The sequence below is a fragment of the Dactylosporangium cerinum genome (genome assembly GCF_042653625.1).
Classification (GTDB): domain Bacteria; phylum Actinomycetota; class Actinomycetes; order Mycobacteriales; family Micromonosporaceae; genus Dactylosporangium; species Dactylosporangium cerinum.
This window is the reverse complement of the sequence record NZ_JBHSIU010000068.1, coordinates 148,133-169,177: the sequence shown is the minus strand read 5'-3', so window position 1 is coordinate 169,177 and position 21,045 is coordinate 148,133. Positions and strand designations below refer to the sequence as shown.

General features: G+C 71.6%; 22 protein-coding genes. 5 read left to right on the top strand and 17 right to left on the bottom strand.

Annotated elements, in window-relative coordinates; translation table 11 throughout:
- Positions 1–2: 2 nt before the first annotated feature.
- A complete protein-coding gene (locus ACFPIJ_RS45935) occupies positions 3–701 on the bottom strand; it encodes an SGNH/GDSL hydrolase family protein (RefSeq protein ID WP_380125732.1) in 699 nt (232 codons plus the stop codon).
- Between the two features lie 64 nt (positions 702–765).
- Here ACFPIJ_RS45935 and ACFPIJ_RS45930 point away from each other — a divergent pair, with 64 nt between their 5' ends.
- Genes ACFPIJ_RS45930 through ACFPIJ_RS45920 form a run of 3 tightly spaced genes read left to right on the top strand, consistent with a single transcriptional unit; the run spans position 766 to position 3,877 of the window.
- The gene (locus ACFPIJ_RS45930; RefSeq protein ID WP_380125730.1) at positions 766–1,878 is read left to right on the top strand and encodes an alpha-hydroxy acid oxidase; all 1,113 of its coding nucleotides are present in this window, start codon (positions 766–768) and stop codon (positions 1,876–1,878) included.
- On the top strand, positions 1,878–3,152 hold the full coding sequence (locus tag ACFPIJ_RS45925; protein WP_380125811.1) for an aminotransferase-like domain-containing protein: 1,275 nt from the start codon (positions 1,878–1,880) through the stop codon (positions 3,150–3,152). Before ACFPIJ_RS45930 ends, ACFPIJ_RS45925 begins: the two co-directional genes overlap by 1 nt.
- Positions 3,149–3,877 carry a 4'-phosphopantetheinyl transferase family protein gene (locus ACFPIJ_RS45920; RefSeq protein WP_380125728.1) on the top strand — a complete coding sequence of 243 codons (729 nt, stop codon included), beginning with the start codon at positions 3,149–3,151 and terminating at the stop codon, positions 3,875–3,877. Before ACFPIJ_RS45925 ends, ACFPIJ_RS45920 begins: the two co-directional genes overlap by 4 nt.
- Before the next feature lie 211 nt (positions 3,878–4,088).
- On the opposite strand, the gene ACFPIJ_RS45915 is transcribed toward ACFPIJ_RS45920, so the two are convergent.
- The 16 genes from ACFPIJ_RS45915 to ACFPIJ_RS45840 form a co-directional block, all read right to left on the bottom strand.
- Entirely contained in the window at positions 4,089–4,856 is a 768-nt protein-coding gene (locus ACFPIJ_RS45915; RefSeq protein ID WP_380125726.1) for a 2-hydroxy-acid oxidase, read from the bottom strand.
- A 2-nt stretch (positions 4,857–4,858) separates the two neighbouring features.
- The gene (locus tag ACFPIJ_RS45910) at positions 4,859–5,143 is read right to left on the bottom strand and encodes an acyl carrier protein (RefSeq protein ID WP_203844362.1); all 285 of its coding nucleotides are present in this window, start codon (positions 5,141–5,143) and stop codon (positions 4,859–4,861) included.
- 24 nt (positions 5,144–5,167) lie between these two features.
- A complete protein-coding gene (locus ACFPIJ_RS45905; protein ID WP_380125724.1) occupies positions 5,168–6,094 on the bottom strand; it encodes a 3-oxoacyl-[acyl-carrier-protein] synthase III C-terminal domain-containing protein in 927 nt (308 codons plus the stop codon).
- Positions 6,091–7,440: a condensation domain-containing protein gene (locus ACFPIJ_RS45900; protein WP_380125722.1), complete on the bottom strand. Its 1,350-nt coding sequence runs from the start codon at positions 7,438–7,440 to the stop codon at positions 6,091–6,093. The genes ACFPIJ_RS45905 and ACFPIJ_RS45900 overlap by 4 nt, the downstream gene beginning before the upstream one ends.
- On the bottom strand, positions 7,433–9,058 hold the full coding sequence (locus ACFPIJ_RS45895) for a class I adenylate-forming enzyme family protein (RefSeq protein ID WP_380125720.1): 1,626 nt from the start codon (positions 9,056–9,058) through the stop codon (positions 7,433–7,435). Before ACFPIJ_RS45895 ends, ACFPIJ_RS45900 begins: the two co-directional genes overlap by 8 nt.
- A gap of 4 nt (positions 9,059–9,062) precedes the next feature.
- Complete coding sequence (locus ACFPIJ_RS45890) at positions 9,063–10,055, bottom strand: alpha-ketoacid dehydrogenase subunit beta (protein WP_380125718.1); 993 nt, start codon at positions 10,053–10,055, stop codon at positions 9,063–9,065.
- A complete protein-coding gene (locus ACFPIJ_RS45885) occupies positions 10,055–10,993 on the bottom strand; it encodes a thiamine pyrophosphate-dependent dehydrogenase E1 component subunit alpha (RefSeq protein WP_380125809.1) in 939 nt (312 codons plus the stop codon). The genes ACFPIJ_RS45890 and ACFPIJ_RS45885 overlap by 1 nt, the downstream gene beginning before the upstream one ends.
- 125 nt (positions 10,994–11,118) lie before the next feature.
- Positions 11,119–11,922 carry a DUF3050 domain-containing protein gene (locus ACFPIJ_RS45880; RefSeq protein ID WP_380125716.1) on the bottom strand — a complete coding sequence of 268 codons (804 nt, stop codon included), beginning with the start codon at positions 11,920–11,922 and terminating at the stop codon, positions 11,119–11,121.
- A gap of 17 nt (positions 11,923–11,939) precedes the next feature.
- Entirely contained in the window at positions 11,940–12,851 is a 912-nt protein-coding gene (locus ACFPIJ_RS45875) for a phytanoyl-CoA dioxygenase family protein (protein WP_380125807.1), read from the bottom strand.
- A gap of 39 nt (positions 12,852–12,890) precedes the next feature.
- Entirely contained in the window at positions 12,891–13,985 is a 1,095-nt protein-coding gene (hppD, locus tag ACFPIJ_RS45870; protein ID WP_380125714.1) for a 4-hydroxyphenylpyruvate dioxygenase, read from the bottom strand.
- 59 nt (positions 13,986–14,044) lie between these two features.
- Complete coding sequence (locus ACFPIJ_RS45865) at positions 14,045–15,319, bottom strand: beta-ketoacyl-[acyl-carrier-protein] synthase family protein (RefSeq protein WP_380125712.1); 1,275 nt, start codon at positions 15,317–15,319, stop codon at positions 14,045–14,047.
- Entirely contained in the window at positions 15,316–15,930 is a 615-nt protein-coding gene (locus tag ACFPIJ_RS45860; protein ID WP_380125710.1) for a hypothetical protein, read from the bottom strand. Before ACFPIJ_RS45860 ends, ACFPIJ_RS45865 begins: the two co-directional genes overlap by 4 nt.
- Positions 15,927–17,096 (bottom strand): beta-ketoacyl synthase N-terminal-like domain-containing protein, encoded by a 1,170-nt coding sequence (locus tag ACFPIJ_RS45855; RefSeq protein WP_380125708.1) that lies wholly within the window; start codon positions 17,094–17,096, stop codon positions 15,927–15,929. The genes ACFPIJ_RS45860 and ACFPIJ_RS45855 overlap by 4 nt, the downstream gene beginning before the upstream one ends.
- Positions 17,093–17,296 carry a hypothetical protein gene (locus tag ACFPIJ_RS45850; protein ID WP_380125805.1) on the bottom strand — a complete coding sequence of 68 codons (204 nt, stop codon included), beginning with the start codon at positions 17,294–17,296 and terminating at the stop codon, positions 17,093–17,095. Before ACFPIJ_RS45850 ends, ACFPIJ_RS45855 begins: the two co-directional genes overlap by 4 nt.
- Positions 17,297–17,334: 38 nt before the next feature.
- The gene (locus ACFPIJ_RS45845) at positions 17,335–17,613 is read right to left on the bottom strand and encodes an acyl carrier protein (RefSeq protein ID WP_380125706.1); all 279 of its coding nucleotides are present in this window, start codon (positions 17,611–17,613) and stop codon (positions 17,335–17,337) included.
- Positions 17,613–19,133: a class I adenylate-forming enzyme family protein gene (locus ACFPIJ_RS45840; RefSeq protein WP_380125704.1), complete on the bottom strand. Its 1,521-nt coding sequence runs from the start codon at positions 19,131–19,133 to the stop codon at positions 17,613–17,615. The genes ACFPIJ_RS45845 and ACFPIJ_RS45840 overlap by 1 nt, the downstream gene beginning before the upstream one ends.
- Positions 19,134–19,832: 699 nt before the next feature.
- Here ACFPIJ_RS45840 and ACFPIJ_RS45835 point away from each other — a divergent pair.
- Together ACFPIJ_RS45835 and ACFPIJ_RS45830 are read left to right on the top strand one after the other, a co-directional pair.
- Positions 19,833–20,741 carry a methyltransferase domain-containing protein gene (locus ACFPIJ_RS45835; RefSeq protein WP_380125702.1) on the top strand — a complete coding sequence of 303 codons (909 nt, stop codon included), beginning with the start codon at positions 19,833–19,835 and terminating at the stop codon, positions 20,739–20,741.
- A gap of 5 nt (positions 20,742–20,746) precedes the next feature.
- Positions 20,747–21,016 (top strand): phosphopantetheine-binding protein, encoded by a 270-nt coding sequence (locus tag ACFPIJ_RS45830; protein WP_380125700.1) that lies wholly within the window; start codon positions 20,747–20,749, stop codon positions 21,014–21,016.
- Positions 21,017–21,045: the final 29 nt, after the last annotated feature.

The following is a 21,045-nucleotide window of genomic DNA, read 5'->3' as shown; positions in this document are numbered from 1 at the left end:
CTCTAGGCTCCCTGGATCTCACGGGACAGGCGGCGGATCAGCTCCGCCGCGGCGATGGCGTGGCTGCGACCGTTGCCGTGCAGGCCGTCGGCGCCGGTGAGGGCGTCACCGGTGCCGATCGCCGGGTGCGTGGCGAGGTCGACGTGGATCGTGCCGAGGGCCTCGGCGAGTGCGGTGGTGCGCCGGCCGAGCATGCTCATTCTGCGGGAGAATGCGGGGCCGAGCCAGGCCGGCATCGCCGGGTAGTCCGGCATGACGAACAGCGACACGGTGACGACCCGGGCGCCGGCCTCCTGCAACGGGCGGATCAGCGCGGTCAGGGTCGCGTCGACGGCGTCGGCGCGGGCCTCGTAGCCGGGGCGCATCGCGTCGTTGGCGCCGCAGATCACCAGGGCCAGGTCGGGGCGGAACGCCAGCGCCGGACCCAGCTGGGTCGCCAGGACCTCGGCCGCACGCAGGTTGCGCACGCCGAGGTTGCGGTGCGCGAGGCCGGGCCGGTGCCGGGCCAGCTCCACCCGCACCCGATCCGGGAACGCGAGCGGGTGGTAGCCCTCGACCGGGTCGGTGAGGCCTTCGGCGACGCTGTCGCCGAGGATCGCGAACCGGTGCCAGGGGTGACCGTCGAGGAGGGTGTCGGCCTCCCCGGCGGTGAGGCAGAACGGGTCGGACAGCTCGGCGATCAGCATGCTATCGATGGCCATGTAAGACTTTCGGCTCATGTCGATCCTTGCGTGGCACCGATAGGCTACCGCCTATGGAGCGCCGGTGACACGACCTCGGACGGGGCCGGTGTTGACCGCCTCCGACTATCAGCACCTCGCCCGCGACGTCGTCGATCCCGACGTGTGGGACTTCATCGAGGGCGGTGCGGAGTCCGAGCGCACCCTGGCCGCCAACGTCGCCGCGTTCGACCGGGTGCGGCTGCGGCCCCGGGTGCTGACCGACGTGTCCACAGTCGACACCGCCGTGTCGTTGTTCGGCGCGGACTTCGCGACCCCGATCGGCGTGGCACCCACCGCGTATCACCGCCTCGTCGACGCCGAGGGTGAGGTCGCCACCGCGCAGGGCGCGGGCGCCGCGGGTGCCCTGTTCGTGGTCAGCGTCTTCGCCAGCCGCACCCTCGAGGACATCGCGAAGGCGTCCCCCGGTGGGCTCTGGCTGCACCTGTACTGGCTCAGCCGCCGCGACGTGCTGGCCGACCTGATCCGGCGGGCCGCCGACGCCGGGTATCAGGCACTGCTGCTCACCGTCGACGCGCCCCGGATCGGACGGCGCTGGCGCGACATGCGCAACGGCTTCGCGATCGGCGCCGACGTCACCGCCGTCAACATCGACGAGGCGGTCATGGCCTCGACCCACCGCGGCGGCACGGGCCGCTCCGCGATCGCCGAGCACGCCGCCCAGTCCTTCGACCAGACCGTGACCTGGGCGGACCTGGCCTGGCTGCGGGCGCAGACGAGCCTGCCGATCGTGCTCAAGGGCATCCTGACCGCCGAGGACGCGATCCTGGCGGTGGAGCACGGCGTCGACGGCATCGTGGTGTCCAACCACGGCGGCCGCCAGCTCGACGGCGCCGTCGCCGCCCTCGACGCGCTGCCCGAGGTCGTCGACGCGGTCGGCGGGGCGATGCCGGTGCTGTTCGACGGTGGGGTCCGGCGCGGCACGGACGCGCTCGTCGCCCTCGCGCTCGGCGCCCGCATGGTGCTGCTCGGCCGGCCGCCGCTGTGGGCGCTCGCCGCCGGCGGCGCCGACGGGGTGGCCGGGCTTCTGGAGACGACGACCGGGGAGCTGGCGCACGCCATGGCGCTGACCGGCCGGCCCCGGCTGGCCGACCTGGACCGGACGGTGCTGTCTTTTCGAGTGGGAGGCGAGCGGTGATGGTGGAGCTGCGCAGGGAAGCGTTGCACGTGTCGGTGTCCGACCCGGTGTCCGCCTCGATGAACTTCCTCAACGAGGTCGCCGGCCGGTTCCCCGACGCGATCTCGCTCGCCGCGGGGCGCCCGTTCGACGAGTTCCACTCCGTCACCGACATCGACAAACACATCCAGGCCTACCTGACGCACCTGCGCGAGCGGGGCCTCAGCGCCGCGCAGAGCCGGGCGCTGCTGACGATGTACGGGCGGACGAACGGTCACGTCGGCGGGCTCATCGCCAGGATGCTGGACGTCGACGAGGACATCCGCGTGCCCGACGAGGCGGTCATGGTGACCACGGGCTGCCAGGAGGCGATGGTCATCGCGCTGCGCGGCCTGTGCGCCGGCCCCGGCGACGTCGTGCTCGCCGCCGAGCCGTGCTACGTCGGGTTCACCGGCGCCGCGCGGATCCTCGGCATCGACGTGGTGCCGGTGCCGGAGTCGCCGGAGGGGCTGCGCCCGTCGACGGTCGCCTCGGTGGCTGCCGCGGTCCGGGCCGGCGGCCGCACCCCGAAGGCGCTCTACCTGGTGCCCAACTTCGCCAACCCGTCCGGGGTCTCGCTGCCGGTGGAGACCCGTCGCGAGCTGCTCGACGTCGCGGCCGAGGCGGACCTGCTGATCCTGGAGGACGACCCGTACGGCCTGTTCGGCCTCGACGACGAGCCACGGCCGACGCTGAAGTCCCTCGACACGGACCAGCGTGTCATCTACCTCGGTTCGTTCGCCAAGTCCTACTTCCCGGGCGTGCGGGTCGGGTTCCTCGTCGCCGACCAGCCCGTCGTCGACGCGGCCGGCCGCCGCACGGTGCTGGCCGAGGAGCTGTCGACGGTGAAGAGCATGATCACCGTCAACACCTCCGCGCTGTCGCAGGCGGTGGTCGGCGGAATGCTGCTGGACAGCGGGTTCAGCCTGCGCGGCGCCAACCAGGCGAAGATCCGCTTCTACCGGCAGAACCTGCAGACCCTCCTGGCCGCGCTGGAGCAGCAGTTCAGCGGCACGCCGGTGCGCTGGAACAGTCCCAGCGGCGGGTTCTTCGTCGTCGTCGACGTGCCGGTCGACGCGTCGGAGGAGCTCCTCGAGGTCTCCGCCCAGGAGTTCGGGGTGCTGTGGACCCCGATGCGGTTCTTCTACCTCGGTGGCGGCGGCAGCCACCAGATCCGGCTGTCGTGCAGCGCCCTGGAGCCGGCCCAGATCGAGGAGGGCGTCCGCCGCTTCGCGCGTCTCATCGCGGCCGCATGAGCACCGACGTCGTGCAGGTCTGGCTCGCCGACGCGCGGGTGCCGGAGACCGCGCTGCCGGCCATGTTCACGCTGCTGGACGACGAGGAGCGGCGCCGGCACGCGTCGATCGTCCACCCGATCGACCGGCGGCGGTTCGTGGTGGCGCACGCGGTCACCCGCCGCATCACCGGCGCCGCCCTCGACGCGCCGCCGCAGTCGCTGAGCTGGGCGTACAACCCGAACGGCAAACCATCTCTCGCCGGGGCGCACACCGGCGTCGAGGTGAACCTGTCGCACTCCGGCGACCTCATCATGGTGGCCGTCTCGCCCCGCCGCCCCGTCGGCGTGGACCTGCAACGGGTCGTGCCGACCCTCGACTGCGCGGCGATGGCCCGCCGCTTCTACCCACCCGCCGAGGCCGCCGAGATCGCCGCCGGCGGCGGGCACGAGCGTTTCGCGGAGCTGTGGGCGCGCAAGGAGTCCCTGGTGAAGGCGGCCGGTGCCCGGCTGACCCGCGGCCTGGCCACCCCGGTCGCGGGTCCCGCGCCGGTGGTGGTCGACCACGACGGCCCGTTCCGGATCGTGGACCTCGACGCGCCGGAGGGGTTCCGCGCCGCGGTGGCCCTGGCGGGCGACGCCCCGTTCACCGTCATCCAGCACGCGTGTAGCGCGGGCAAGGTCCGCGCCTCAGCCGAGGACGGCCACGCCCGTTCACCGTCACCCGGCACGTGCCAGCTGCGGTAAACTACGGAGCGACGGCGACCGGCTACGCCGTCGGAGATCAATTAGGCGGGCCTTGGTACGGTTGGCAAAGCAGTCCGGCAACTTCGGAGTGAGGCGTCAGCCGAGGTGGCCACGCACAGGTAGCGCAGCTCCGGGTCGTAGCGGAGTGAGGCATCGGCCGAAGACGGCCACGCAGAGGTAGCGCAGCGCCGGGTCGTAGCGGAGTGAGACGTCAGCCGAAGACGGCCACGCAGAGGTAGCGCAGCGCCGGGTCGTGGTCGGCGACCGCGATCCGCCCGGCCGTGGCCAGGTCGAGGCCCGCGAGCGCCTCCCACACGCCGGTCATCGGCTGCGCCGGATCCGCCAGGACCACCCGGTCGGCCTTCACGTCGTCGGCGAGCCCGGCCAGCCCGCCACCGAGCACGACCGTCGCGGCGTCGAGGCCGTCGAGGCTGTCGAGGACGGCGTCGGAGTCCGGGGTGACGGTGACCGACGACGGCGGCGCGTCCGCGGCCAGGTGCAGGGCGATGCCGGCGTGGGCGGCCGGCAGCGTCACCGGCACGCCCGGGTCGTAGGGCAGGTCGGCCTGCTCGACGGCGATGAGGACCGCCCGCGGGTGTGTCGCCGCGTAGGTCTGCATCAGGGACAGCGCCATGAACGCCGCCGCCCGGCCCTGGTCCGACACCGCGAACGACATCGGCGACCCCGGGCAGACGTGCGTCAGATAGGTGCTGACCGCCCGCCCCGGCGAGATGTCCGGCACGTCGTAGGCGAGCACCAGCAGGTCGACCGGATCCACGGGCAGCAACGGAACCGCCATCTCACCGTAGGACTGGCCCCGGACCGGGGTGAGCGCGTCCGGGGCGAGCGCCAACCCGTGCGGCGCGACGAGATCCGTGAGATACGTCGACAGCCGGGCGGCGTGCCCGGCGTCGGCGGCAAGCAGCGCCGGGGAGGGGTACCGGCGCGACACCGCGCGCCGGAGACCAAGGGCGAACACCGTCACTCCTCCGGGAGCAGGTTTCCGGCGACGTAGTCGGCGAGGCTGCCGACCGTCTCGAAGTTGTCGCGGCCCATGTCCTCGACGCTGATCTCCCGCTCCAGCTTGTCCTCCAGTTCGAGGACCAGTTCCAGGCCGGTGGTGGAGCTCATCCCCAGGTCGTCCATGAGCGTGGTGGTCTCCGAGGCGCCGGACACCTCCCGCTTCAGCACGCGCGGCAGCAGCTCGCAGATCGTGTCGACGACCTGCTGGCGCAGGTCCGGGTCGATCGTCGTGGTGTCGCTCATCGTCAGAAACCCTTTCAAGAGAACCTAATGCGAGAAGACCATGGCGGAGAACGTCGCGCCGCGGCCGGCGCCCGCGGCGGCGATGACATAGTGGTCCCCGGGTTGCAGCAGCCCGCGCGCGACGGCGGTGCGGTGGTTGAGGAACGCGTCGGCGCAGAAGACGTGGCCGTAGTCGGCGACGTGGTCGAGCAGGACCCGGTCGAGGGGATAGCCGATCCGCTTGCACACCCGCTGCCACGCCACCACGTTGACGTTGTGCGGCAGGATCAGGGCGATGTCCGACAGCGAAAGCCCAGCCGAGGAGACGGCGGACGTGACGGCCGCGCCGAGCGCGTCGTGGTAGATGCGCTGGAACTCCCCGGCGACCTCCTCCAGCTCCCCGTCGAACTCGCCGCGCAGCGAAGCCACATAGGACAGCTGGCGGTCCCGCGGGCCCGAAGCGGCGACGAGGCACGCGGCGGCCCCCTCGCCGAACATCGACGTCTCTGGCACGAAGCGGGCCTCGCCGGTGAACGCCTTCTCCCCGGTGAGCACCAGGGCGAGGGCGTCGGGCGGCGCGGAGGCAAGGAGCCGGCCGGCGAGATCGACGGCGAGCAGCCCGGACGCGCACGCGTGGTGCCCGACCGCGAACGCGGAAGCGTGCTGCAACCCGAACGATCGGCACACCTCGTGCAGCGGGTTCAGCGGATACGGCACGACGCCGGGAAATGTCCGCGCGTAGAGCACATACCGGATCCGCGCTGTCTGCGAGACGCTGAGCCGCAGGTCGGCGACCGCCAGGCCGAGCAGTTCGGTGAGTGACAGCGACGGGGCGTGCGCGGCGGAGCCGAGCTTGTGATAGCGCCGGAACACGCGCAGCTGCATCGGGGTCAGCTCGAACTCGTCGGCGAGCGACTCGATCGGGACGCGGTCCGGGGGCACGTAGGTGCCGATGGCGACGAGCGCGGTCACGGCGCCTGCCTTTCAAGAGCCTCAAGCGCATGGTGTACGGCCAGCGCCTCGATCTCCCGTGCCAGGGCCTCCACCCGGGCAGGAGGGGTCCGCCACGTGTCCGTGAACCAGGTCAGCCGGAACCGGCCCGGTTCGTCGTCGACGTCGACGTTCAGCGGGTCGTACGGGTCGTCCTGCGCGACGGTCCAGCGGAACTCGCCGGGCCCGGCGGCGCGGACCTGATCCGCGTCCGGGCGGGGCCCGGGGAACATCTGCCGGCTGACGGTCCGCCGGTCGTTGAGCCAGATCCCGGCCTCGAGGTCGACGTCGAGCGTGGCCGACAACGACGACACGGTCGCGGGGTCGTGATACGCCCACTTGTAGGCCAGCATCGCCGCGATCCCGGTCTTGCGCATCGCGTCCTCGAACGACAGGCCGGCCACGTCCGCCACGCAGATCCCGTGCTGGGCCACCATCGCCACGACGTCGCCGAGCCCGCGCCGGAACCGGTTGTCCACCATGGGCCGGATGATCGCGGGCCGTCCTTCGCCGGCGAGGGCGAGCGCCAGGCAGGTCATCAGCACCTGCGAGGTGTCGATGTCGAAGACGACCGACGTGGCGTGGGTGGCGGTGTAGAGCGCAGCCGACGTGAACTCGCCCCGGTGGTACCGCGGACCGGTCCCGGGCACGAGAGGTGCGACGGGAGGCAGCTGCCGCAGCATCCTGTCCCAGTGCCGCAGCGCCTTCTCGCGCTGCTTCTGCCCCTCCGGGGACTGCTGCCAGCGGACCTGGTCCAGGGGCTGCATCCCCGTGGTCGGCCCGGGTTCGGCGGCGCGGCGGGCGGCGACCTCGCGGAGCATCAGCAGCCCGCCGAAGCCGTCGGTGACGAGGTGGCAGGTGACCGTCGACAGGTAGGCGGGCACCCCGCCGACCCGGACGATCCCCATCCGCACCGGCCACTCCGACGCGAAGTCGTAGGGCTCGGACCGGTAGTGGGCGTCGACCGCGGCCGTGAACGACGCGGGGTCGGCGCCGGCCGGCACGTCGAACACGTCGAGCCAGATCGTGCCCGAGCCGGCGACGGACTGCAGCGGCACGCCGTCGGTGTCGAAGCACAGCCGGGTGCGGAACGTGGGGTACCGCCGCATCGCCCACCGCAGATCGGCCACGACGTCCCGGACGGTGGTCCCGTCCGGGACCGCCGCCCAACCGCCGATGGGCAGCCAGGAACGCTGGCGGACCATGTCCTGCCAGATGGATCGCTGTCCCCACGACAGCGGGCCGATCCCGGCCCCCTCGCCGTCGAACCGCACCGGAATCCGGGCAGTGGCGACGAGCTCAAGGGCCGGCAGGATCGTGTCAGGCATTCGCCATCTCGGCGAGGTGCCGTTGCCGCATCAGGAACTTGCGGACCTTGCCGGTGGGGCCGGTGACGATGTTCTCGTCGGGGAAGACGACGACCTTGCGCAGCGTCGCCGCGGCCGCCGGGGTCAACGCCGCGGTGACGGCGGCCGTGTGGTCGACGGTCGGGTCGGCGCTCTCGTGCAGCGACAGCAGCACGTCGGAGACGACGCCGGCGTCGGTCTGGACCGACACGATGGTGCAGTCCCGCACGTCGGGCACGGCCCGCAGGATCTGCTCCTCCGACATGGCGGTGTAGAGCCAGTTGCCGCCGCCGAGGTCGACGGAGTCCACGGCCCGGTCGACGTGGTAGTAGTAGCCCTCCTCGTCGCGGAACATCAGGTCGCCGGTGAGGTAGTAGCCGTTGAGGCGGTTCTTGTACGTGTTGACGTGGTCGTTCCAGTACCCCGGCGCGAGCGTCGGCGACTTGAGCCCGAAGTGGCCGACCGCGCCGACGGGGACCTCCTCGCCGGTCTCGGTGTCCAGCAGCGCCACGTCGGCGAAGACGTGCGGGACGCCGACGCAGCGGCCGTAGCGTTCGGTGTCGGGCCGGTGGGTGATGTGGAACGCGGAGTGCCCCATCTCGGTCGAGCCGAGCCCGTCCACGAACATCGAGCCCTTCACCCGGGAGACCCCCGCCCGGGTGACCGTGTTGCGGCTGCCCACGTTGACCAGGTTGCGGATGTGCGGCTCGTGCGCGCAGTCGCCGGTGTTGAACCACAGCGCGACCGAGTCCATCTCGTGCTGCGACAGGTCGAAGCGGGCCAGCTCGGACCAGGTGACGGCGAAGCCGAACACGCCGGTCGGCTTCCACTTCTCGATCGCGTCGAGCACCGCGCCGCCGTCGCTCTGCTGCGACAGGAACAGCAGCTCGGAGCGGTTGCTCAGGGCGTGGTTGATGGTCATGATGCCGGCCGCGTGCGGGGCTGGCAGGGCACTGAGGATCCGCTCGGTGCCCTGGGCCCTCGGGCCGCTCAGCCGGATCTTGCGGGTGGCGTGGAACAGGCTGGCGTGCGAGTGCACGACGGCGGTCGGCATGCGGGTGGTGCCGGAGGAATGGGTGATCGCGATCGGGTCGTCGGCGTGGTGCCGGAACGGCGCCGGTGCCTGTGCCGGGTCGCCGGTGCCGGTGTCGGCCGCGTCCAGCACGGGAATGCCGACGTCGTGCCCGTCCAGGCGGGCGATGTGCGCAGCGTCGGTGATGAGCGCCGTCGCCCGGAGTTTGCCGATGTACGCCGCGGCGATGTCGCCGGGGATGTTCGGGTTCATCAGCGCCGGGATCGCGCCGAGCCAGACCAGGCCCATCCAGTTGAGGAAGCAGTCCGCGGAGCTGGTCACGTAGATCGCGACCGGGTCGCGGCGGGTGATGCCGTAGGCGCTCAGCCACGCCGCCCGGGCCGCGGCCCGCTCCCGCAGGTCGCCGAGGGTGAGGCCCTGCCAGGCGGGGAAGCCGTCGACGTCGACGTCGAAGGCGATGCCCGGCCCGTCCAGTGCCGCGCCGTGCTCGATGAGCTTGTGCAGCACGTTGCCGGCACCGACGTCGGGGTCGGCGGCGAGCGCCGCCCGGATGCTCGTGGACGCCATGGGTCTACTCCTCGGTAGAAGCTGAAAATGAGGTCTTCGCGACCTGTTCGATCGCGGTGCGGATCTGCGCGCGGGTCGGCTGCAGCGCCAGGTCCAGCTCGCGGGCGAAGGGCAGCACCGCCCCGTCGGGCCGGGTGATCCGTTTCGGCGGCGCGACGAGGCGCATCTGTTCCGCGGCGGTCGCCAGGATCTCCCCGCCGATGCCGCAGGAGCGGTTGGAGTCGTCGACGACGACGAGCCGGCCGGTGCGTTCCAGGGACTCGGCCAGCCCGGACCAGTCGAAGGGGTGCAGCGTCCGCGGGTCGAACACCTCCACCGACACCGTGCCGGCGAGCTCCTCGGCGACGGCGAGGGCGTCGTGGACCAGGTGGCCGATCGCGACGACCGTCACGTCGTCGCCGGGCCGGTGGATGCGCCCCGACCCGAGCGGCACCGGGGCCAGGGCGGCGAAGTCGACGTTGTCGCGGACCCCGATCGCGCCGGCCGGGGCGAACACGATGACCGGGTCGTCGTCGCGGATCGCGGTCAGCAGCAGCCCGTAGGCGTCGGCGGGGGTCGCGGGCACGACCGTCTTCACGCCGACGTGGGCGAAGAGGCTGTACGGGTGGTCGGAGTGCTGCCCGGCCCAGCCGCCGCGGGAGCCGGAGCTCGGCAGCAGGTAGGTGACCGGGACGTTGACCTGCCCGCCGGTCATCAGGGAGAACTTGTGGGCCTGGTTGGCGATCTGCTCGAACGCCAGGAACAGCAGCGCCGGGATCTGGAACTCGATCACGGGGCGCTGCCCGGCCATCGCGGCGCCGGTCGCGAAGCTGGTGAACGCCTGCTCCGAGATCGGCATGTCGACGACCCGTTCGGGGCCGAACTTCTTGAGCAGGCCGGTGGTGACGTTGCTGACCGCGACGCCGACGTCCTCGCCGAACACCACGACGCTCGGGTCGGCGTCCATCTCCGTGCTCAGCGCCCGGTTCAGCGCCTTGAGATACGACAGGATCGGCATCAGGAGACCCCCGCCCTGGCCCGCAGGCCGTCCGCGTACAGATGATCCAGCGCGCCGGCCGGGTCGGGCAGCGGGCTGTCGACGGCGAAGCGGACCGCCTCGTCGAGCAGCGCCTCGATCTCCGCGTCGATGCGCTCCCGGTCCTCCGCGGGGATCCGGGACCCCTGCAGGGCGACCGGGTCGCGTTGCATGCCGAGCGCGACCTCGTCGTCGGTGCGGTACCGGGGCCGGGCGCTGTGCTCCCACGTGTGGTGGGCGTCGAAGCGGTAGGCGAGGCACTCGATGAACGACGGGCCGCCGCCGGAGCGGGCCCGGGCAACGGCCTCCTGCGTCGCGGCGAGCACCACCTCCGGGTCGCTGCCGTCCACTGTGGACGCCGGGATGCCGAACGCCTCGGCGCGGCCGGTGATCGAGCCGGCCACCGCCTGCTCGACCCGGGTGGTGGTGGCGAAGCCGTTGTTCTCGCAGACGAGCACCACCGGCACGTTCCACAGCGACGCCAGGTTCATCGCCTCCAGGACCACGCCCTGGCTGACCGCGCCGTCGCCGAAGTAGGTGACGGCGACGGAGTCCTTGCCGACCCGCCGGGACGCCCACGCGGCGCCGGCGGCGATCGGCACCGAGGCGCCGACGATCGCGTTGGCGCCGTAGATGCCGAGGCCGAAGTCCGCGGCGTGCATCGAGCCCCCACGGCCGGCGTTCAGGCCGGTCGCCCGGCCCGCGAGCTCGGCGAGCATGCGGGCCGGGTCGGCGCCCTTGGCCAGGACGTGCCCGTGGCCGCGGTGGGTGCTGGTGATGACGTCGCCGGGGCGCAGCGCGGCGCAGGTCCCGGCCGCGATCGCCTCCTGCCCGAGGTACGGGTGGATCCCGCCGACGATCGTGCCGTCCTTGACCAGTTCGATCGCGCGTTCCTCGAACCGGCGGATCAGGCGGACCATGCGGTACAGCCCGGCGGCGTCAGTCACATCGTGCCCCTTCGATAGTGCTTGAGTGCGTAGCGCAGCGGAGCATGGGGGGTGTGGGGTGGGAACCCCCCACGGAACCGCTGGCGAAGCCGACGGAGCTAGGAAACTGCGAGGACCTTCTCGTCGATCTTGGCGAGGATGCCGCTCCACAGCTTGGCGCGGGCGACGAGCGCGAGGTTGATGGTTTCCACGCACTCGTTCCACTTGTTCTCGTCGTCGCCGCACAGGTCGGTGACCATCTGCATGGCCATCGGCGTGTGGAACTCGCCGTCGACCTCGATGTGCCGCTCCAGGTAGTCGACGAACGTGTCGAGCTGCCCGCCCTGCTCGTTGACCTTCACGACCTGGGTGAACATGTCCGGGATCAGGTCCTCCCGGCCGAACGCGAACGCCGCCGCCTGGCAGTGGATCGGCGCGGTGTCGATGAGGTGCCAGGTGAGCCCGACGAACTCGGCGGACGCCTCGGGCACGCCCGCGGCGGCCATCGCGGCCGGCACCGGGGTCTTGTCGCGCAGCAGCCCGATGAACGTGTCGATGACGGTCGTGTCGGCGCCGGCCTCCCGCATGCCGAGCAGGTACAGCTCGAAGTGGCTGATGAAGCCGCCGCGCAGTTCGTCGCTCTCCTCGACCAGCACGATGTCGTTGATGAGCCGCCGGCTGCCGGTCGGCCCGGTCGGGATCCACGGCACCTCGACGCAGGTCAGGTTGCGCTGCAACGACTTCAGCAGCGACATGAAGTCCCACACCGCGAAGACGTGGTGCTCCAGGAAGGTCTGGATCGCCGGCAGGCTGTCCAGGCGGGCGTAGATCGGGTGGGACACGACGTCGTTGCGGGCATCGGCGATCAGCGCCTCCAGCCGGTCGATGCCCGGGTGTCGCTGACCCCAGTCGTAACGGGACATGTGAGCCTCCTGAAGAGTTAGGGCGTACGCCACAACACGGGGCAGTACTCGGGATCGGAGTAGTCGGGACGGCCGTCTTCGGTGCGCCGCACCAGCACGTCGTGGTTGTAGGTCACGACGTCGCCCGTGCTGAGCTCGAACCGGCGGTACTCGTTCGCACCGTCCTGCAGGTGGAAGGAGACCGCGCGGCGGGGGTTGGCACTGCGGTTCGCGCCGCTGCCGTGATACGTGCGGCAGTGGTGGAAGCTCATGTGTCCCTTGGGGATGATCATCGGGACCTTCACGACGTCGACGTTGTTGTACGCGGCGTTCTCGGCGAGCATGACCTCCAGGTCCGCCCGGTCCCGCTCGGCGAAGTGCTTCGTCGTGGTGTCGTCGGCGAGGATCTCCTCCCACCGGTGCGACCCGTCGACCATCGTGATGGTGCCCATCTCCTCACCGCAGTCGTGGAAGGGGATGAACGCGGTCAGCATGTTCTCCGACGTGCACGACGACCAGTAGTGCCGGTCGAAGTGCCACGGGACCACGTTGCTGGGCTCGCCGACGATCGGCGGCTTGTAGATCAGCGTCGACTGGAAGACCCGGATCTCGTCGGCCTTCGCCAGCCGCGCCGCGACCGCGCCGATGATCGGTTTGCGCAGGATCCTTGCGATCGGGTCGCTCTCGTAGTGCACGTAGTCGTGGTGGCGCTGCACGTCGCCGTGCGACGGCTCCCAGTACGCCAGCCGGGGCGGGCGTAACGGCAGCGTGCGGGAGCGCTCACCGGCGTAGAAGCGCTCGCTGGCCTCGACGAGCTGGTCGACCTCGTCGTCGGTGAACAGCTTCTGCGACAGGTACCAGCCGTGCCGGGCGTAGTGCTCCACGTCGTCGTCCGACGGCAGCAGCGCCAGCTCGTCGTCGGACAGCGAGAACGCCTGGGTCACTGAAATGGTCAACGTCCATGTCCCTTCGAAGTCGTCGTGCGGGGTTCAGCTGCGCAGGCCGTCTGTGGTGTCGCGCACCGCGGCGAGCTCGCGCTCCTTCGCGGCGTACAGCGCCGGGATGTTGCTCGTGCCGAAGGTCCGGGCGCCGTGCCGGTCGATGAGCTCCAGGAAGTACGTCCGGCGGATGTGCGTCGACTTCGCGAAGATCTGGTACATCTGGCCCCAGTGGTCCCGGTCGACGAGGATGCCCAGCGGCCGCAGCTGTTCGACGGGGACGTCGACCGCGCCGAGCCGCGGCTCGAGCATGTCGTAGTAGCTCGCCGGGGTCTGCGCGAACTCGACGCCCCGGCCGCTGTAGGTGCGCACCGCGGTCACGATGTCGTGGGTGCTGTAGGCGATGTGCTGCACGCCGGCGCCCTCGTGCCAGGACAGGAAGTCGTCGATCTGGCCGGCACGGCGGCTCAGGTCCGGCTGGATCAGCGTGAACGTCACGCCACCCGACGGGCTCTGCACCACCTTGGACTGCATGCCCTGCTCGCCGACCTCGATGTACTCCTGGAAGATCATGCTGAAGCCGAAGACCCGCTCGTAGTACTGCACCGTCGGGTCGAGCTCGCCGGCCTGCAGGCAGATCGCGGCGTGGTCGATGGTGTGCAGCAGGTCCGCGTCCGTCGGTGCGGCCGGCGCGCCCGACATGTCGATCGCCCCGGGCAGGAACTCGCCGTCGCCGGCGGTGCGCTGCACCAGGCGGTGGGTCACGTCACCGAACCCGGACACCTCCGCGGTCACGACCGTCGACCCGCCGTGCGACAGGCGCTGCGGCGGCTGGATCGCGGTGGCGCCGGCCGCGACGGCCTCCGCGAACGCCGCCTCCACATCGGTGCAGCCGAACGCGATGACGGACACGCCGTCGCCGTGCTGCGCGACGTAACGGCTCGCGCGGTGGTCGCCGTTGAGCCCCGAGGTGAGCAGGATCCGGATGTCGCGCTGCCCGAGCAGCACGCTGCGCTGACCCGTGAGGCCGGTCTCCGGGCCGCCGTGCCCGTAGACGTGGAAGCCGTACGTGGCGCACAGCTGGTGCGCCGCCTGGCGCGCGTCGCCGACGAACATTTCGATGTGGTCGGTGTCGAGGATCTGCATGGCCTGCTTCCCTTTCGGGTTCTGATCGGTCGTTCCCAGGTGGCTGCGACGAGCGGGCGTCACGCCGTGCGTGTCTCTGGGCCTGTGTCTGAGCGCGTCCAGGCGGACTCCGGCCGGCCGAAGATCAGGCTCACGTTGTGGCCGCCGAAGCCGAAGGAGTTGGACAGCACGTGGGTCACCTCGGCGGGGCGGGGCTTGATGAGGTGGTCCACGTCGCAGGCGGGATCTGGCTCGTCCAGGTTGTGTGTCGGCGGGAGCAGCCCGCGGAGCATGGCGTGCACCGACACCGCGGCTTCCACCACCCCGGAGGCGCCGAGCATGTGGCCGGTCACGCCCTTGGTCGAGCTGACCGGTGGGGTACCGGCACCGAACACCGCACGGATCGCGGTGGACTCGGCCACGTCGCCGAGTTTGGTGCTGGTGCCGTGCGCGTTGACGTAGCCGACGTCTGCGGGCGTGATGCCGGCGTCGGCGATGGCCCGGCTCATGCAGGCGGCGGCGGCCGACCCGTCGGGGCGCGGGGTGGTCGGGTGGTGGGCGTCGTTGGTGGCGCCCCAGCCGACGAGGTCGGCGTAGCGGCGGGCCCGGCGGGCCTCGGCGTGCTCGGCGCGTTCGACGACGAACACCCCGGCGCCCTCACCGAGGACGAGCCCGTTGCGCCGGCGGTCGAAGGGGCGGCTCGCCGCGGTCGGGTCGTCCCAGCCCCGGGCCAGCGCCCGGGCGTTGCCGAACGTGTCGGCGAGGGTCGGGAACAGCGGGGCCTCGCTGCACCCGGCGACGACGACGTCCGCCTCGCCGGCCCGCAGCAGCCGCATGGCCTCGCCGATCGACTGGGCGCCGGCCGCGCAGGCGGTGCCGATGGAGGAGCTGTACCCCTGGATCCCGTGGCGCATCGCGACCCGGGCCGCGCCCATGTTCGGCAGCATGCCGGGCAGCAGGTAGGGGCTGACGCCGAGGCGGCCCTTCTGCGAGCGCAGCACCGCCTGCGCGTCGAGGGTCGCGAGACCGCCGGTGCCGGACAGGATGATGGCGATGCGGTAGGGGTCGACGTCGCGGCCGACCTCGATGCCGGCGTCGGCGAGGGCCCGTTCGGCGGCGGCCATCGCCATGATGATGTACCGGTCGACGACCCGCGTCTCCGGCGCCGGCAGCACCGACGTCGGGTCGATCGGCGGGGAGAACGCGGCCACGTCGGTCGATCCGAAGAGGGGATGGTCGGCGGCGGGCCGGGTCAGGCCGGAGCGCCCGTCGCACATCGCGTCGAACACCTCGGCGCCCGTGGTGCCGACGGGGGTGACGAGCCCGATCCCCGTGACAGCGATGGATCTGCTCATGACGCACCTCTTTCGACGGTTCTTTCAGCGAGGAGCACCACTGCGGCGGTGTCGTGGCTGGTTCCGGTGATGGCCTCGGGCGCGGCGGCCTGTTCGAGGAGGACGACGAGGACCTCGCCGGCGTCGCCGTCGGCGAGCAGGAGCCGGGCCACGGTGAGCCCGGCGTCGGTGCTGTCGACGCACACGACCGGGCCGGTCAGCCGCCAGCGGGAGGCGACGTGACCGGCGACGGCGTTGGGCACCGACTGGAAGAAGAACAGCGGCCCGACCCGGCCGCCGGTGTCGACGGCCTCGGCGACGTGCGCCGCGCTGGCCACGTCGCCGAGGGACGTGACGAGCACGATCGCGGTGACCGGCGGTGGAGCGCTCTCCGGGCGGCGCTGGAGGCAGCGTCCGGCGGCGGCGGCGACGAGCGGGTTGAACGTCGAGTGCACGAAACCGGCCAGCTTCGGCAGCTCCTCGTCACCCGGCTCCGGCCAGTCGGCGGCGGCGACGACGTCGAGACCGGCCCGCGCGGCGAGCGCGGTCAGCGGCGGGATGTCCTCGACGAACAGTTCCGCCGTGCCGAGACCCTGCTCCTGCTCTTCAGGACCGACCAGTAATCCGCTCATGCTGATCCCACCAGCAGGGCGGTGTTGGCGCCGCCGAAGGCCGCGTTCAACGACAGGGCGTAGGTGGGCGTCGCCGCGGTGCGACCGTCGAGGACCAGGTTCAGCGCGCAGTGCTCGTCCGCGGCCAGGAACCCGGCGTTGACCGGCAGCCGCCCGGTGCGCAGCGCGTGCAGGGTGACGATCAGTTCCAGTACACCGGACGCTTCGAGTGCCTGGCCGTGCAACGACTTCGTCGAGGAGACCGGCACGGTGCCGGCGTGCTCGCCGAGGGCGGTGTGCAGCGCCGCGGACTCCGCGACGTCGCTCTGCGCGGTGCCGGAGCCGTGCGCGTTGACGTAGCCGAGGTCCGCCGGGCCGATGCCCGCGCGCTGCAGGGCGGCGGTGATGGCGCGGGCGAGCCCGTGCCCCTCCGGGTGCGGCTGGCACGGGTGGTGCGCGTCGCCGGCGCGACCCCAGCCGGCGAGCCGGGCCAGCGCCGGGACGCCACGCTCGCGGGCCGCCGCGGCGGACTCCACGACGACCGCGCCGACGCCGTCGCCGAGCAGCAGCCCGCGCCGTCCCTCGCTGAACGGCCGGACCTGTCCGTCAGTGGACAGTGCACGGCCCGCGTCGAACAAGGAGAACTGATCAGCGTCCACCAGGTACCCACCGGCCACGACGACCCGGTCGAGTTCGCCGCGGGCGATCGCCGCCGCCGCGTCGGCGACTGCGGTGCTCGCCGCGACGCACGCCGTGGTGTACGCCCGGATGCCCGTGCCGATCGGGAGATCGGCGAGTCCGGTCGCGGTGGCGATCGCCACGGTGAACGCGGTGCTGCTGTGCCGGCGGCGGTCGGCCTCGGCCACGCGGGCCAGGGCGGGGTCGCCGTGCAGGGCGAGGAAGAGTGGCGCGCCGGCCCGTTCGGCGGTGCTGAGCTTGGCCTCGTCACAGGCCTCGTCCACCACGCGCACGAGCTCGTCGGTGAGGGCGGGGGAGCCGGGCACGGCCGCGGCCACCCCGACCCGCCGTCCCGTCACGTCGAACCGGTCGACCGGCTGGAACGCCGGCGTCCCCGCGTCGAGGCCGTCGGCCAGGGCGGTCATGCCCCGGCCGAACGCGCTCAGCACGGCCGCTCCGGTCAGCACCACCTCACCCGGACCGCGCCGAGCGGTCATGGTGGTGGTCATCGCGAACCCGTCTCGACCTTCAGTTCCTGGAGGACTTCGAGCGTGCCGCTCACCGTCGACATCCGGGCGAGAGCGTCGTCGTCGAGGTCGAGCGGCCCGCCGTAGTGCTGTTCGAGCTGGTGGACGAGCCAGGCAAGCTCCAGGGAGTCGATCCCCTCGGCGATGTCAGCCGGCGAGCGGTCGCCGTAGGTGGCGAGCATGGCCAGGACGTCGTCGCGGGTTGGTGCAGTGGCCACGCTCAGCTGCCCGCCGTGGCAGCGGCGGACCGGCGCTCGGCGACGGCGGCGATGAACTCGCCGACGGTCATCCCGGCCAGCTTCTCCGCCTCGTCGTCGTCGAAGCGGACGCCGAAGCGGTCCTCGACGCGCACGGCGAGCTCGGCGAGCGACAGCGACTCGAGGTCGGCGCCGGCCGGGCCGAGCGCGGTGTCGTCGTCGATGTCCTCGACGCTGTAGTTCATCTCGGTCAACGAGTCGATCAGGAACTGGCGAATTTCCTGATTCGTGGTGTCGTTCATCAACGGTTCCCTTCCTTCACGGGTGCCGGCGCGACCAGGTCGGTCGCGCCATCGGTCACGTCTTGTCCCGCACGCTGCCCGGGGATCGCGGCTGAGATCGCCGCTGGGATCGCGGGCGCGGCATCGGTGGCGGCAGCGGCGAGCAGCGCGGCGCGGTCCCGGACGAGCTTGCCGGTGGCGGTGCGCGGCAGCTGTTCCACGACCTTCAGCACGCGTGGCCGCTTGAAGCCGGCGAGGCGCTCGGCCAGCCGCTCCTGGACCTGCGCCGAGGTGGCGCCGTCGCGCAGCATCACGTACGCCTCGATGGCCTTGTCGAACGTCACGACGGCGCTGGCGACACCGGGCAGCGCGGCAAGCGTGTGCTCGACCTCGGTCAGGTCGACCTTGAGGCCGCCGACGGAGACCTGCGAGTCGCGCCGGCCGTGGATGCGCATGCGGCCGGTGGACTCCTCGACGCTGCCGGCGTCCTTGGTGTGCAGCCAGCCGTCGGCCCAGCGGGCCGGGTCGACGAGGCCGAGGTACGGCGACGCGGGCAGCGACACGAGCAGTTCGCCGGCTTCCTCGCGGACGGTGAGACCGGGTGCGGGGGTGAGGGAAGGGCGGTGTTCGCCGAACAGGTCGGTGGCGATGACGCCGACCTCGGTCATCCCGTACATGTTGCCGAGCCGGATGCCGTAGCGGTCGACGAAGCCTCCGTAGACCTCGGCGCGGACCAGTTCCCCGCCGGTGGTCATGCCGGTCAGCTGTGGAAGTTTCATCGGGGTCTGCACCGACGAGAGCAGCTCGATGTGGAAGGGGACGCCGAGCAGGGTGGTGGGCTCCGGCCCGGCGGCGACCGTGGAGAGGATGCCGTCGGCGGTCATCCGCGCCGGCACCACGAACTGAGCGCCGGCGTGCAGGCCGTAGAGCAGGCCGCCGACCAGACCGAGCACGTGCACCATCGACGCGAGCGAGACGATCCGCTCGCCGCCCTGCGGCACCCCGGCGCCGATCTTCACGTAGCGCTCGACCTCCTCGACGAGGTTCGCCGCGGTGCGGGCGATGACCTTCGACGGGCCGGTCGAGCCGGAGCTGAGCTGGATGAGCGCGTGCGCGGTGTCGGCGGGCCGCCCCGGGTAGGTGGCGATGCGCTCCTCGATCTCGACGAAACCGCGCAGCGGCCCGCCCGTGACGTGCTTGGCGGTGACCACGACCTGCGGCGCCAGCCGTTGCAGGGCGTTGTCGACCTCGTAGGCGGTGAGGCGGTGGTCGAGCAGCGCCGCGCGGGCGCCGAGCCGCCAGGCGGCGAGCAGGTTGGTGACGAACGCGAGCGACGGGGCAAGGCAGAGCGCGACGGACCCGCCGCGGCCGAGCCCGGCGGCGGCGAGGACGGACTGTTTGGCGGATATCAATCTGCGCAGCTCAGCACGAGTGACGGGGGCCTCGAAGACCAGGGCGACCTGGTCCGCGGGGCCGGCCAGCAGCACCTCGTCGACCCACGAGGGGTCGATGCCCGGGGTCGGTTGGGCGTCGTCGGTCACCCGGAACCCCTTTCTGCGCACACGGCTGCCCCGCTGACCGGACGGCCCACGTTGGCCGGCGATCAGCGTGTGCAACCCCCGAATGACACACTGCGAACGTCGAGCGAGCCTGCTGCCGCCGGTGTGAATCACGCCCGGACACAATGCGCAGGAATTAGTCGGCTCGACTAGCCATAGACCTTACGCAATCAAAGCGGTTTTACAAGAGTGCACAACCCGACCGTGCAGCCGTATGTCCGTTCTGCCACGCCTACGCCCGCTAAAAATCGTTTGCATCGATACGTTCTACGCCGTCTTCGGTCGTGGGATCGTTTTACAAAACCCCGAGGTCAGGACGGTTCCGGAACTTGTTGTGACAGCCAAATGGGGCAATATGTGACGCTAACCGGCGCACCGGATAGAACCGGTATCTAACCTGAGAACACTCTCCTCACGCCCAAGCTCATACGGTACGGTGCGCAACCGTCACGATTGACACCCGTGAACGTCCGCCCGGGTTGATATACCGTTTCCCCATGTATGGCGGCGTGATGAGCGTCCGCCTGCGCGATCAGCGACAGTGCAGGCCGGGGGCGGTTGCCGGCCATGTAACGTGCATTGACAAGCGTCGGCGCGTCGCCCATACAATGGCCGGGCTCCGTGCGTCCCTAATCCGGGAACGCGCCCAAAGCTGGTGATCCCATTCGGAGATTTGCGACTGTGAAAGCAAATGCCGGTTCCGCATACCCGTCCGCACCGGCCGGGCCGGGGCTGAACGCCGCCGTCGAACGGTATTACGACACGACCCTGGACCTGTACGAGGACCTGTGGGGCCAGCACGTGCACCACGGCTTCTGGGACATCGGCGAGCGCCCCGGCAACGACGACGACCGGCACGCCGCGACCGACCGCCTTGTGCGCGAGCTGGTCGACTTCGCCGGTATCCCGGCCGGTGCCCGGGTCCTCGACGTCGGCTGCGGCATCGGCGGACCGGCGATGCACCTCGCCGGCCCCCTCGGCTGCACCGTCGAGGGCGTCACCCTCAGCGCCGCGCAGGCCGCCCGGGCCAACGAGAAGGCCGCGGAGCTCGGCCTCGGCGAGCGCACCAACTTCCGCCAGTGCGACTTCATGGCCAACGACTACCCGGACGGGTCGTTCGACGTGGTCTGGGCCGTCGAGAGCCTCATGCACATCGCGGACCGGGAGGCGTTCTTCGCCGAGGTCCTGCGGGTGCTCAGACCCGGCGGCCTGGTCGCGATCGCCACCTGGTCCGTCCGCGACGGCGAGCTCACTGCCGAGGAGACCCGCACCGTCGACCAGATCCTGCGCCACCAGGTCATGCCCAGCTTCTCCTCCCTGGAGGAGCACGAGCGGCTCGCCGCCGCGGCCGGGTTCACCGGGATCGCCTTCGTCGACTGGAGCGCCAACGTCGCCAACTCCTGGGAGCCCGGGTTCGCCCAGGTCAAGGAGCTCGACAACGGCCGGTCGATGATGCGTGACCTGGCCCGCGACCGGGGCGTCGACGTGCTCGGCTTCTTCTACGCCGGCCCGCTGATGCTCAAGGGTTTCCAGACCGGTGCGGTGACCTACGGCGCCGTGCGCGCCACGAAGCCGGCGGCAGGGGACTGATCGTCATGGCCGCGCCGCCCCACCAGGAGATCGTGGAGCTGCTGCGCCAGGTCACCGGCGAGGACGAGGCCTGGGCGGCGGCGGTCACGCCCGCCACCCGGGTCGACACCGACCTGTTCGTGGACAGCCTCGAGCTGGTCGCGCTCAGCGAGGCGATGCGGCAGCGGTACGGGCCGGGCGTCGACCTCGCCACGTACGTGGCCGGACTGGAGCTGCCCGAGCTCATCGAGCTCACGGTCGCAGACCTGGCCGAGCTTGCCGGAGCCCGTGCATGAGCGGGCCGCAGCGGAGCGGAGGAGCCGCG